Source organism: Acinetobacter halotolerans (assembly GCF_004208515.1).
Lineage (GTDB): Bacteria > Pseudomonadota > Gammaproteobacteria > Pseudomonadales > Moraxellaceae > Acinetobacter > Acinetobacter halotolerans.
Window position 1 is genome coordinate 65,968 of sequence record NZ_SGIM01000010.1, and the last position, 12,969, is coordinate 78,936.

Here is a 12,969-nt window from a genome sequence, read left to right on the forward strand (position 1 = left end):
TTTTTTATATGAATGCAGAACAGCTACAAAAAACCTTAGTTGCCAGTCAGTATGCTGAACAAGTTTTAAATTTATACCCAATACAATTAGAACAAGATTATGCCGAAGATCAATTCCTTTGCGCGCTCTCGACAGAAAGTATTTTTCAAAAGGTTCAAGCTGCCGTTGCAGAGATCAGTGATGAACAAGCATGGATGAAAACGCTTCGTATTTTACGTGCCAAATTGATGTTTCGATGGATTTGGCAAGATGCCAATCAGCTGACGGATGTGGTTACGCTGACTCGTGAGCTTTCCGACTTTGCAGATGCCAGTATTTGTGCTGCGAAAGCCTTTGCACGTGCACCTTTGATTGCCAAGCATGGTGAACCGATCGGTTATTCTGGTCAGGTGCAAGATCTGATTGTCATCGGTATGGGTAAGCTTGGTGCACAGGAACTCAACCTTTCTAGCGACATTGATTTGATTTTTGCCTTTGATGAACAAGGTGAAACCAATGGTCGTAAGTGTATTGATGTGCAACAGTTTTGTATTTTATGGGGACAGAAACTCATTTACTTACTTGATCACATTAGCGCTGAGGGTTTTGTGTTTCGCGTGGATATGCGGTTACGTCCGTGGGGAGATGGTTCCGCACTGGCCATTAGCCACATAGGTTTAGAAAAATATTTAAGTCAGCATGGTCGGGAATGGGAACGCTATGCATGGATTAAAGCGCGGGTAATTACTGGTGGAAAAGAGGGTGCCGATTTAATGGCGATGGCACGCCCTTTTGTGTTCCGTCGTTATGTTGATTATTCTGCATTTGCTGCGATGCGTGAAATGAAAGCCATGATCGAGCGTGAGGTGATGCGCCGTAATATCGAGGATGATATTAAGCTCGGTGCCGGGGGGATTCGTGAAATTGAGTTTATCGTACAGGTGTTCCAGTTAATTTATGGTGGATCAAGACGAGAGTTGCACGATCGCCAATGCTTGGTCAATTTGCAGCATTTGGCTCAGGCGGAACTATTGGATCAACAGGCGGTGTCGGATCTTGAAGATGCATATCTATTTCTAAGACGCGTCGAACATGCGATCCAAGCACTCAATGATCAGCAAACACAATCTTTACCAACTGAGCCTGAACTTAGACAACGCATGTTGGACACTTTGGGCTTTGCGGATTGGTCATCATTTTTAAATGTTCTGAATCAGAAGCGCGATAAGGTTAAAGTCCAATTTAAACAATTGATTCAAGAAAACGAATTTTCTGAACCGGTTGATGATTTTGAGCAGTTGGAACAGCAGCTCAATACGGTATTGGATGATGATGCACAAAAACTGATTCAGAACTTCTGGCATGGGCAAGCTTTAAAGAAAATTCCTGCAAGTGCACTCGAACGCTTAAAGAAGTTTTGGCCACATTTGATTGAAGCGATTTTACAGTCTGATCAGCCGCAAATGGCGTTGTTACGTTTGATGCCTTTGGTTGAGTCGGTACTGCGCCGTACTGTGTATTTGGTTATGTTGATGGAAAGCCGTGGTGCTTTGCAACGCTTGGTGAAAATGGCAACGGTGAGTCCGTGGATTTGTGAGGAGTTAGCACAATATCCAGTATTGCTCGATGAATTCTTGTCGATGGACTTTGGTTTACCCTTACGTAAAGACTTAGAGGATTCTCTACGCCAGCAATTACTGCGTATCGAGATTGATCAAGTTGAAGATCAAATGCGTGTGTTGCGTTTATTCAAAAAGAGCAACGTTTTAACCGTGGCTGCTAGTGATGTATTGGCTGAAAGTCCATTGATGAAAGTTTCAGATGCCCTAACCGATATCGCGGAGGTCAGCGTACAAGCAACCTTGAATCTGGCCTATGAAGCGGTTGCGCAACGACATGGTTATCCGATGGGGAGCAATGGACAGCGTTGCAGTCTAGATGTAAAAGGCTTCACTGTGATTGGCTATGGCAAGCTCGGCGGAATTGAACTGGGTTATGCCTCTGACTTGGATTTGGTGTTTATTCATGCCTTTGAAGAACAAAGCGAAACGGATGGCAGAAAGCGTATTAGTGGTGCTGAGTTTGCGATTCGTGTAGCACAGAAATTTATGTCACTCATGACCACGCAAACTTTGGATGGACGTGTCTATGAAATTGATACTCGTCTAAGGCCTTCAGGTGAGGCTGGGATGTTGGTCACTAGCCTGAAAGCCTTTGAGCAATATCAACAAAAACATGCATGGTTATGGGAGCATCAAGCTTTGGTGCGTGCTCGTTCGATTGCAGGTGATTTGCAGCTATGCCAGCACTTTGAAGAGGTCCGGTGCAAAATCCTCACTCAAGTTCGAGATGAAAACGTAGTTCGTGAAGAAGTGATCAAAATGCGCCAAAAAATGAAAGATCATTTGGGTTCATCTTCTGAGCAAAAAAAACATGGCATTTTTCATTTAAAACAGGATGCGGGTGGTATCGTTGACATTGAATTTATGGCACAGTATGCAGTGCTTGCATGGAGTGGGACGAATACAGATCTCGCCCATTTTTCCGACAATGTGAGAATTTTAGAGGATGCTGCTAAAGCAGGCTGCTTATCCAGTGAAGATGCCACAGCATTAATACAAGCTTACCTCCGTGAACGAGCTGAGAGTCACCGTCTAGCGCTTGCAAATCAATCGATGCAAGTCAATGCTGCGGATTGGCACGATACCCGCGAGATCGTTTGCAAGTTATGGCAAAGATTAGTTGATCCAACTGCAATAGCATTGGAAAGTGAATAATAGTGAAAAAAATGGAGTATGTGCGATGAGTTTGGCTGATCGTGATGGTTTTATTTGGCAAGATGGAAAAATGGTTGATTGGCGTGATGCAAAGATTCACGTCTTAACACATACGCTACATTATAGTATGGGTGTGTTTGAGGGGGTTCGTGCTTATGAAACTCCGAATGGTACAGCAATCTTCCGTTTGCAAGATCATACTAAACGCTTATTAAATTCAGCAAAAATTTATCAAATGAATGTTCCATTTGATCAAGCGACTTTGGAACAAGCACAAATTGATGTCGTTCGTGAAAACAAACTTGCATCATGCTATCTACGTCCATTGATTTGGATTGGTTCTGAAAAATTAGGTATCGCTGCAACGGATAATACTGTTCATGCTGCGGTTGCTGCTTGGGGCTGGGGTGCGTATCTTGGTGAAGAGGCGATGGCGCGCGGTATTCGTGTAAAAACTTCGTCGTTTACCCATCACCATCCAAACGTGACCATGTGTAAAGCAAAAGCTTGTGGTAACTATACAGTGTCAATCTTGGCACACCAAGAAGTTGCCCGTGCAGGTTATGACGAAGCAATGTTACTTGATCCACAAGGTTTCGTTTGCCAAGGCGCAGGTGAGAACGTTTTCTTGATCAAAGATGGCGTGTTACATACCCCTGATTTGGCTGGTGGCGCACTTGAAGGGATTACCCGTCAAACAGTGATGACCATTGCTAAAGATCTTGGTTATGAGATCGTTGAGCGTCGTATTACCCGTGATGAATTCTATATTGCTGATGAAGCTTTCTTCACTGGTACAGCTGCTGAAGTAACCCCAATCCGTGAATATGATGACCGTGAAATCGGTTGTGGTTCACGTGGTCCGATCACCACTGAAATTCAAAAGACTTTCTTTGATGCTGTTCAAGGCCGTAATGATAAATATGCGCATTGGTTGACTTATATTAAATAAGCATAAACCAGTCGATTAAGCGAAGCTCAGGCTTCGCTTTTTTATTGCCTAGAATTTTATGATTGAGCTGTCAACAGATTGCAATCAAAGCATCATCAATCTTTCATTTAACTCGGCTACGTTGATCTCTAAGCACAATTAAAAAAAGAGAAACAATGAAAATTACGGTGGTTGGAGCAGGCTATGTAGGCTTATCAAATGCCTTGTTATTTTCTAAACAACATGACGTTATGGTATTAGATATTGATCAAACAAGGGTTAAGCACATCAATCAAAAAGTTTCACCGATTAGCGATACCTGTATCCAAAGTTATTTATCTGAGGCTCATCTAGAAGCCACATGTGATAAAGAATTGGCTTATCAGCATGCAAAGTTGATTATTATTGCCACACCCACCAATTACAATCCAGACACCAATTACTTTGATACATCGAGTATTGAAACAGTGATCACGGATATTCAAAGCATCAATCCCAAAGCGCTCATGGTGATCAAATCTACAGTACCCGTAGGTTATACCGCTGAAATCTCGAAAAAGCTAAATTTGAAGAACTTACTTTTTTCACCAGAGTTCTTAAGAGAAGGACAGGCCTTACAGGATAATCTTTATCCGTCACGGATCATTGTCGGTGAAAAATCTAAGCGTGCTGAGAAAATCGCCAAGTTGTATCTTAAAGCAACGATTAAAAAAGACGCTGTGTTGCTTTGTGTGGATTCGACCGAAGCGGAAGCGATTAAACTGTTTTCGAATACTTATTTGGCGATGCGAGTGGCTTTCTTTAATGAACTCGATACCTATTGTTTGAAGAATAAGTTGAGTGCTTTAGATATTGTTACAGGTGTTGGTTTGGATCAGCGTATTGGTGATCACTATAACAATCCATCTTTCGGTTATGGCGGCTATTGTTTGCCGAAGGATACCAAACAGTTGTTGGCCAATTATCATGATACGCCACAAGAGTTGATTTCAGCGATTATTCGTTCTAACCAAACCCGTAAACAGGCAATTATTGAGGATATTTTGAGTCGTGGTGTGACCAGTGTTGGCGTTTATCGGCTGACCATGAAAGCAAATTCTGATAATTTCAGAGAATCCGCAGTCCATGATGTCTTGCAGGGATTGGCAGATGCTGGCATAAAAATTGTGATCTATGAGCCAACTTTGGCAGTGAAAGAATACATGGGACATTCTGTTGAACCCAGTTTACAAAAGTTCAAATCGGCATCTGACCTTATTATTGTAAATCGTATGGTTTCGATGTTTAGTGATGTCATGGAGAAAATTTATAGTAGAGACTTGTTTGGGGTGAACTAGTGTTCAGTCTAGTAAAGCAGCGTCTAAATAATGCTAGTCGTTTGACGAATTTATAATAATCAATTTAATCATGCCTATGCTAAGATAGCTTAACATTCGGTGCATACTATTTAAGACTTTGTATCATCAAGAATCAAAGTAAAAATATTATCTCAGGTATTAGGGTTATCAGATGGTCGACACTCAACAAAATTCAGCAACACACGAAGAAAATATCATTTTGTGTATGAAATGGGGAACCAAATACGGTGCTGAATACGTCAATCGTTTGTATAACATGGTCAAACGTCACCTGACTTTACCTTTTAAAATGGTTTGTCTCACTGATCGTACTGAAGGTATTGACCCAAATGTTCAGTGTTTTCCGATTCCTTCTTTAGATTTGCCAGCAGGTGCGCCTGAGCGTGGTTGGAACAAACTTTCCACTTTTGAACCTGATCTATATGGTCTCAAAGGCAATGCATTGTTTTTGGATTTAGACGTGGTGATTGTTGATAATATGGATGGTTTCTTTCAGGAAAAGGGCGAGTTCTTAATTATCCATGATTGGAAACGACCTTGGCGAGTAACCGGAAATAGTTCGGTTTATCGCTTTAAATTGGGTACATTTTCTGGAATCTTGCCTTATTTCCGTGAAAACTTCGATGAGATACGTGAAAAATTCCGAAATGAGCAAGAATACTTATCTTGGTATGTACATAAAGAGGGTAAGTTAAGTTACTGGAATAAAGAATGGTGTAAAAGCTACAAGTATCATTGTTTGAGAAACGTTCCTTTTGCTTATTTCCAGCCGCCAGTGAAACCGAAAGGCGCAAAAATTATTATTTTCCATGGTGAGATTAACCCGCCTGACGCAGTCAATGGTGGTGGTGGAAAATGGTATCGCTATGTGTTGCCTTCAGATTGGATTAAAGACGCTTGGCAGTAATTGCGACCGCGATATGGATTAAAAGAGCTTGATTTATGAAAGATTCAATACAACCTATTGATATCGTAATTGCTTGGGTTGATGGTCAAGATCTCAACTTAAAACATAAGCGTCAGCAATTTATAAATCAATCTGCTGCCTCCAATGCGATCGAAGCCACTCGTTTTGCCAGTAATGATGAAATTTATTTTTGTATTGCGTCAATTCTAAAATATGTGCCGTATTGTGGAAAAATCTATGTGGTGACAGATCAACAGTCGCCACAATGGTTAGATCAATTTGAACAACAAAATCTCTGTGAAAAAGACAAAATTAGGATCATTGATCATACAGAACTATTCGAAGGTCATGAGTCTGCACTGCCGACGTTTAATTCATTAAGCATTGAAACCATGCTATGGAATATTCGAGGACTATCAGAGCATTTTATTTATTTAAATGATGATTTCTTTTTTAATAGTCCCTCTAATATTCATGATTTTTTAGATGCTGAACGTATGGTGATCTATGGTCATTGGCAAAATAACTTTATAAAAAAAATGAAGTATCTTATTCGTCGATTCCTCCAAGAAAAAATGGGAAAAATCGCACAACCAAAGTATTCAATTGCACAAATGTTAAGTGCAGATCTGGTTGGTTTAACTAAATACTATGAAATACATCATCGTCCGCATATTTTAAATAAAACGATTTTAACTCAGTATTTTCAACAGTATCCGAGTATTTTAGAAAAGCAAATTAGCTTTAGATTTAGACATATCGATCAGTTTTTACCAGTAGGTTTGTCAAACCATTTAGCTATTTTGTCAAATCAAACGATTCTAAAAGATGACATTGAAATTGCTTATTTAAAAGATGATCGTGATATTCAGCGATTTATCGATCAACTGACACATAGCGAAACGCAGTTTGGCTGTATCCAAAGTTTAGATCAGTTAGAGCAAAATGCTGAGCAAAAAGTACGCTCTGCATTGATCGACAAGTTTAAAGATGTTTTGCCAAATCAGATTCAGGCAAGTATCGCAGTATAAGGTAGAGATCTCATATGAAAGTCGTGACTTATCTGATCAATCTTGAGGGTAGTGATCAACGCTTAGCTAGTGCAACAGCTCAATTAAATCAAGAAAGCTGGGGGTTTAGCCGTTTCCCTGCATACGATGGTCGAGGCAAAGCGTTATCAGAGTTTGAGAATTATGATGATGATGCCGCCCAGCAAATTTTAGGGCGTAGCCTGATTAGTTCGGAGCTTGGTTGTTATCTCAGTCATTATGGTTGTGCTGAAAAATTTTTGGAAACTGATGCAGATTATCTCGTAGTACTAGAAGATGATATCGATGTTTTGCCGAACTTTAAACAAAATCTAGACTCACTGTTAAACTACCTTGATCAGCATAAAGAACTGGATTGGTATGTGGTCAATATTGCAGCAAAGAAAAAGAAATTAGCAAAAGATATTGTTCAAATTCAAGATTATTCATTATGGCATGCCTATTACTTTCCTATTCGTGGCGTGGGATTGGTGTGGTCAAGAAAAGGTGCAGAAGAGTTCGTCCGATTGGGTAAAATGATGCAAGTCCCTGTCGATATATTCTTCCAAAGTTGGTTAAGTAAAAACGGTAAAGGCTTGGGTGTGTGGCAACCCTTTGTGCAGCCTGCGGGTCTAGACAGTGATATTTTAGGTACTGTTGCGACTCAGGGTATCAAACGCAAAGATTTAGAAAACCGTAGTGCGTCACATGGTTTTAAGAAACAGAAAAGAATGTGGCGTGACCGCTTCTATGCGATTAAGCATTTGATATCTTGATAGTAAATGATCTTTAAGAATGACTTTAGTGAGCGGTTATGACTAAAGTTATTTTGTTTATAGCTGAGTAATATTTATGAAAATTTTTAAAAAGTTATTTTATTTGGCAAAATTTTATGTGATGTATTCTAATAAAATTCGACATAAGAATAAAAAAATTGATAATTATGCAGGTATGTTGACGTTCAATCCTAGTGAAAAAAATATTTTATTACCGAAAAAAATATGGATGTATTGGGAAAATGATATTCCAGGGTTCGTTGAGAAGTGTATTAATCGGATGCGCGAGAAAAATCCTAATTATGAGGTTTTCGTGCTCAATCCTGATAATGTCAACCAATATAGCCAAATTGACTTTAGTCTGCTTGAAAATGCAACGGCTCAGCAAAAAGCTGATTTACTTAGATTTGATCTAATGTATCGTCATGGTGGTATTTGGTTAGATGCCAGTATCATTTTGTATGATAGCCTAGATTGGATATCCGATATTATGCAGAAAAATAAGACAGAGAACTTTGCATATTATAGAAGGAAAAATACAATTAATTTAAGCTATCCAGTTTTAGAGAACTGGTTATTGGCTAGTGTTGGGAATAATCTTTTCTTTAAACAGTGGTATGATGAATTATATTTAGCAATCCAACAGACACCCAAAAAATATATACAGAATATTAAAACAACAGAATCGAATACAAAGGATATTTTTCAACAGATCAGTAATTTAGAGTATTTAGTTGCATATGTTGCTTGCCAAAAAATTATGAGAAAAAACTTCCCTAGTATTACTTTGATTGATTGTGATGAAAATGCATTCTATTACCAAGTCAAAAATAGATGGGTTAAAGAAAAAATATTAATCAATATGGCAATTAATTATCCAGCAGATGAATACCCGAAATTGATAAAACTGGCAGGGAAAGAACGTAACTATTTATGCCAGTTTTATAATAAAGGTATGTATTTCGAAGGTTCTTTAATTGACATTTAATATGCTGTCATAAGGCTAATCCAAAATAAATTGTTTTAAGGTTTCATATTTTGCTTGTTGTTCAAAATATTGGGCGGAAGCAAGCGAACCTATAATAGAGATATGTCGGCCATCCAGAGAATATGGGATTTTGTTTGTAGCCATTTGATTAGGTCTAAACAGCTCTTGTTGGGTTAACAGTATCGTATTTGGATGTTTGTTGACGATGTCATTAATGATTTTTGTTGCTCGTTTTTGTTCAGTCGCTTTGGGGTTGTTCATATAACTTTGTAAGCTGAGGTCTCTATGCAACCACATTGCTCTTTTAAAAAGTAGGCTAATATTTTTATTAAAAGCATAAGGTTCAGACATCACGATGACCTTTTTTTGATGCTTTTCAGCGACTTTAAGTAATTCAGCAAAACCATTCTGCTGATTTTGTTTTACGATATCTGACCAACGGCCCGCAAAAATCAAGACATCATATTGATCTATATGTTTAGACAAATATTCACGATTCAGTAAACACTGTTGATATGCTTTGGATTGTTTGTCACCTGTAAATTCTTTATTAAGACTTGGGTAACACCAGTTTGTCGTAATCGCTTGTATATCTAAGTTGAGTTTTTTTCCAATTTGATCCCAAAAAGGGCTGTTGTGACCTGCAAATGAATCGCCAAATAACAGTGCCGATTTTGCGTTTTGCTGTTTTGAGGCAATTGAGCACTCAAAACCTTGTGGACTCACCTTAAGACTATGATTATCTTTAATATTGTAAAAACACCATCCATTTTCAACACTTGGCATTTGCATTTTATCTATATTAGAGGAAATGCTAGCTTCCCCCCGATTTGCAAGACCATTTTCTTCAATATGTTTATAGATTGGATACAGTAAGAGGAGGACTGATATAAACAATAAATAAATATATCTTTTCTGCAGCCTCTGTAGAGGTTTTCGACTACTTTCGATGTATTTATAACTTAACCATCCTAGTAGAAAAGAGAGTAGGAGGGAGGTGCTTAAGCTAATAAAATTTAATTTAATAAAGAAATAATTCAATAAAAAGAACACAGGCCAGTGCCATAAATAGATGGAATAAGAGGCACTACCAATGTTTTGGATGATTTTTGCTTGAGTAAAAATTGAATCTTGACGGTTTGCTATTAAGATGAGCATTGTACCAATCACAGGTAGCAATGCTAAAAAACCCGGCCAATCTGTATTTTGATCGTATAGTACCAAACTAACAAGAATAAAGATAAAACCAAATCCCTCACTGAGTTTTTGTAGGGGGATTGTGAGTCGTTTATTATTAAAGTAGTAATACACAAGCCCGCCGGCAACTAACTCCCATGCACGCGTTGTCAGCTTAAAGAATCCATACATTGTATCTTTAGCCGTCATTAAAGTAGAAAATGAAAGCGAAATGATAAAGAGGAGACCTAGGAATATACCAATATATTTTAATTTTCTATCGAACTTTGCATAAATAAAGAGTATGAGAGGGAATAAAAGATAAAACTGCCATTCAACCGAAAGAGACCAAGTGTGAAGTAAGGCTTTATCATGAGTATCAGCAGCAAAGTAATCTCCAGCTTGACGATAATAAAGCTCATTTGATAGAAACGTTAGACTGTACCTGGCATCTTTTGCAAAACTCTTAAAGTCTTCTGGAATGAAAATGAACCAACCAAGTATGGTCAGAAATACAATAAGGAATAGAAGAGCAGGAAATATCCGTACAATTCGAGCAAGGTAAAAATCTGTAAAAGAAAGCTGCTGCTGATGCAGTTTTTCAATAATTATTTTTGTCATCAGGTAACCTGAAATGACAAAAAAGATATCAACCCCAAGATATCCTGCTGAAAAACCAAAGATTTGGAAGTGAAAAAGTACGACTAAAATTACCGCATAAGCCCTTAATCCATTAATATCAGTCCGAAAATTTTTGACGCTCATGCAACAATGATTTCTAAAAAAAGGTAATTATATGGGTTATTGGTTTAGAGGGGGCACTAGATTGTATCGATTTTTTTAAAAGACTTTATGGCACTCTGTGGTGAAAGGTTATAAACCTGAATATTTTGTTCTGTAAAAAATTGGGCAGCGGCATCAAATGCTGGAAAGATTAAATGTAAATATTGGTCTAGCATTGTGGGTTGCTTATTTTCGCTATTTTCATAAAAACGTGGTTGTGAGAAATTGTTCATATCTAGCCCAGCGATATAAATTTCTTTGAAACCAATAGCATATGCAACTTGTAATGCAACATACGGAACTGTTAAATAGTCAAAGACTGCATTGAATATATTGGTCGAGAAACCAAATTGTCCATATAAGTGGAAATATGATTTTTCTGGGTCGATCTTCTGTTTTTTGCCCATAAATGGTTCTACTGTTTTGTCTTGGAAAATCGTCTCTATTATTTTGATCTGACACTTGATTTGACTAGGATCAATTCTTTTTAAAATAATATCTAGACAACGTGGCGTCGTAAAAAAAATACAATTACTTTCAAGAACTTTTAATACTAGATCAAATCGCTTAGTCGTAAAATTAAAATCGATAATCACATAATATTTAAAGTGAATGTAATCGAGCGAGATAGCACCATTGACACCTATGTAGTCATAATCTGGATTGGAAAAAAAACGGTGATCTATTTCTTTGATTGATGGCCCTGTGGCAACTAATACACAAGTTTTTTTGTCACTCTTAAATGGCTGGGTATGGTCAGCAATCAATCTCTTATTAAAGAATAATTGTTCTAGGTCGCCCTCATCATTGCGGATCGTTTTGTAGTATGGCCAATAACGGCGATTATGCTTATATGCTTTGGAATGAAAAGACTTATATAGGAATTTTAAAATATTTTTGGTGATGTGATTAAAAAAAAACTGTTGCATTGAAGGTACTCAGTAATAAGTTTATCGCCATAGAAATGGTGGTAGACCATGATGAACAAACTAATTGTATTATATCATTAATATCAAGAATGATCAGTGAGTTAAAATCAGTATGGAATATTCCAATAAGAATACGACACTAAGCCATCCATCATCAGCGGAGGAATAGTGTCGGTTTAAAAAAGTTATCAAGATCTAATCATCTAAAGAAAATCTTTTCTTGTCTCTAAATGCAGATTTAAGGTATTTGATTGAACGATTGAACCAGTTCTTTTCATCTTCAGGGCGAGTTACCTTGTTACCGTGATAATTGACTTGTGTTGCCTTTTGAAATGTTCCATAAGGTTCTACAAGATAATTTTCCAGTTTAAAGCCATGATCCAACGCCTCCTGATAGTATTGATCAAATAATTCAGTTAAATCTTGTCTCGGATGTGGCATGATCTTCCCATCAAACCAATGCTTTTGCCCAGATGCTTCAAGGCGAGGTAAGGCATATTTATGACTAAACTGTGTACCCATATCAGAGTAATGCAAAATTTTAATTTGCTCAATCGGGAGACCTTCGCCATCAATATTGTTGTATGAATCTTGATAAGGTTGAACGAGTTCAGGCTTTTCTTTGATGAGCTGCATCAGCTTTTTATGCCCCTCAGGATCTGCTTGTAATTCTTTTAATGCAGGTAAATGTTGTTTCGCTTTTTCACAATCCCAAACACATGTACAAAGTCGAGCTGTACTTTTACCGCCTTTGGCGATGACGATTGCCTCATTATTCATCGGATGGGACCATAATTCAGCTATATCACAGAGTACGATGACATCAGCATCCATATAGATTGATCGCCCTTCAAAATTTGATGACTCAGGGATAGCCCAGCGGAAACCAGAGAATGGAGTTGCCCATTTTTCAGTATGCCAACCTTCTTGAGTTTCTTGATTACTGTACCATGGACTGTCAGGGTCATGGCTCAATTGCATCCAAACAATTTCAACAGGGTGTTGGGTGTGTTTTCGAATGCTGTAATCTAAAACCATCATTTGTTCTAAATCACAATTGTTGGGATCACAACCCACAAATACTTTAATTACTTCACTATTCATATCTGCAATACACTTCATAATATATAAATCAATGCAGTATGTAGAAATGAATCTCTAAAATGCACTGTTTGACGAATTAAAGCTATCATTGTAAGTCTATATTTTCAACATGACTAGCCTTGATATGTATTGAAAGAAATTAGAATGAACACTTGAAATCGTTTTTTATGGAATACAAATGAGATGCACTTTGTTGTTGAATTTACAATATATAATATGAATAATACTTTAGA

General features: G+C 37.7%; 10 protein-coding genes. 7 read left to right on the forward strand and 3 right to left on the reverse strand.

Annotated elements, in window-relative coordinates; translation table 11 throughout:
• Positions 1–8: 8 nt before the first annotated feature.
• The 7 genes from glnE (at position 9) to EXE30_RS12155 (ending at position 8,744) form a co-directional block, all read left to right on the forward strand.
• Positions 9–2,756: a bifunctional [glutamate--ammonia ligase]-adenylyl-L-tyrosine phosphorylase/[glutamate--ammonia-ligase] adenylyltransferase gene (gene glnE, locus EXE30_RS12125; protein ID WP_130162600.1), complete on the forward strand. Its 2,748-nt coding sequence runs from the start codon at positions 9–11 to the stop codon at positions 2,754–2,756.
• A 25-nt stretch (positions 2,757–2,781) separates the two neighbouring features.
• Positions 2,782–3,708, forward strand: coding sequence for a branched-chain amino acid transaminase (locus EXE30_RS12130; RefSeq protein WP_130162601.1), 927 nt, complete (start codon positions 2,782–2,784; stop codon positions 3,706–3,708).
• Between the two features lie 155 nt (positions 3,709–3,863).
• Positions 3,864–5,024, forward strand: a complete 1,161-nt coding sequence (locus tag EXE30_RS12135; protein ID WP_130162602.1) for a nucleotide sugar dehydrogenase — start codon at positions 3,864–3,866, stop codon at positions 5,022–5,024.
• Positions 5,025–5,196: 172 nt separating this feature from the next.
• Positions 5,197–5,952: a glycosyltransferase gene (locus tag EXE30_RS12140; RefSeq protein WP_121928745.1), complete on the forward strand. Its 756-nt coding sequence runs from the start codon at positions 5,197–5,199 to the stop codon at positions 5,950–5,952.
• Between the two features lie 35 nt (positions 5,953–5,987).
• The gene (locus EXE30_RS12145) at positions 5,988–6,983 is read left to right on the forward strand and encodes a Stealth CR1 domain-containing protein (RefSeq protein ID WP_130162603.1); all 996 of its coding nucleotides are present in this window, start codon (positions 5,988–5,990) and stop codon (positions 6,981–6,983) included.
• 14 nt (positions 6,984–6,997) lie between these two features.
• Entirely contained in the window at positions 6,998–7,756 is a 759-nt protein-coding gene (locus EXE30_RS12150) for a glycosyltransferase family 25 protein (RefSeq protein ID WP_130162604.1), read from the forward strand.
• A gap of 76 nt (positions 7,757–7,832) precedes the next feature.
• Entirely contained in the window at positions 7,833–8,744 is a 912-nt protein-coding gene (locus EXE30_RS12155) for a glycosyltransferase family 32 protein (RefSeq protein ID WP_130162605.1), read from the forward strand.
• A 15-nt stretch (positions 8,745–8,759) separates the two neighbouring features.
• On the opposite strand, the gene EXE30_RS12160 is transcribed toward EXE30_RS12155, so the two are convergent.
• From EXE30_RS12160 to EXE30_RS12170, 3 genes are all read right to left on the reverse strand, one after another.
• Positions 8,760–10,685, reverse strand: coding sequence for an acyltransferase family protein (locus EXE30_RS12160; RefSeq protein WP_130162606.1), 1,926 nt, complete (start codon positions 10,683–10,685; stop codon positions 8,760–8,762).
• A 56-nt stretch (positions 10,686–10,741) separates the two neighbouring features.
• Positions 10,742–11,632 (reverse strand): lipopolysaccharide biosynthesis protein, encoded by an 891-nt coding sequence (locus EXE30_RS12165; protein WP_130162607.1) that lies wholly within the window; start codon positions 11,630–11,632, stop codon positions 10,742–10,744.
• A 195-nt stretch (positions 11,633–11,827) separates the two neighbouring features.
• Positions 11,828–12,736: a glycosyltransferase family protein gene (locus EXE30_RS12170; protein WP_130162674.1), complete on the reverse strand. Its 909-nt coding sequence runs from the start codon at positions 12,734–12,736 to the stop codon at positions 11,828–11,830.
• Between the last annotated feature and the right edge of the window lie 233 nt (positions 12,737–12,969).

Bases quoted from the DNA above. Each gene is read 5' to 3' on its own strand.
- glnE (WP_130162600.1), top strand. From the start codon at position 9: ATGAATGCAGAACAGCTACAAAAAACCTTAGTTGCCAGTCAGTATGCT.
- EXE30_RS12130 (WP_130162601.1), top strand. From the start codon at position 2,782: ATGAGTTTGGCTGATCGTGATGGTTTTATTTGGCAAGATGGAAAAATG.
- EXE30_RS12135 (WP_130162602.1), top strand. From the start codon at position 3,864: ATGAAAATTACGGTGGTTGGAGCAGGCTATGTAGGCTTATCAAATGCC.
- EXE30_RS12140 (WP_121928745.1), top strand. From the start codon at position 5,197: ATGGTCGACACTCAACAAAATTCAGCAACACACGAAGAAAATATCATT.
- EXE30_RS12145 (WP_130162603.1), top strand. From the start codon at position 5,988: ATGAAAGATTCAATACAACCTATTGATATCGTAATTGCTTGGGTTGAT.
- EXE30_RS12150 (WP_130162604.1), top strand. From the start codon at position 6,998: ATGAAAGTCGTGACTTATCTGATCAATCTTGAGGGTAGTGATCAACGC.
- EXE30_RS12155 (WP_130162605.1), top strand. From the start codon at position 7,833: ATGAAAATTTTTAAAAAGTTATTTTATTTGGCAAAATTTTATGTGATG.
- EXE30_RS12160 (WP_130162606.1), bottom strand. From the start codon at position 10,685: ATGAGCGTCAAAAATTTTCGGACTGATATTAATGGATTAAGGGCTTAT.
- EXE30_RS12165 (WP_130162607.1), bottom strand. From the start codon at position 11,632: ATGCAACAGTTTTTTTTTAATCACATCACCAAAAATATTTTAAAATTC.
- EXE30_RS12170 (WP_130162674.1), bottom strand. From the start codon at position 12,736: ATGAATAGTGAAGTAATTAAAGTATTTGTGGGTTGTGATCCCAACAAT.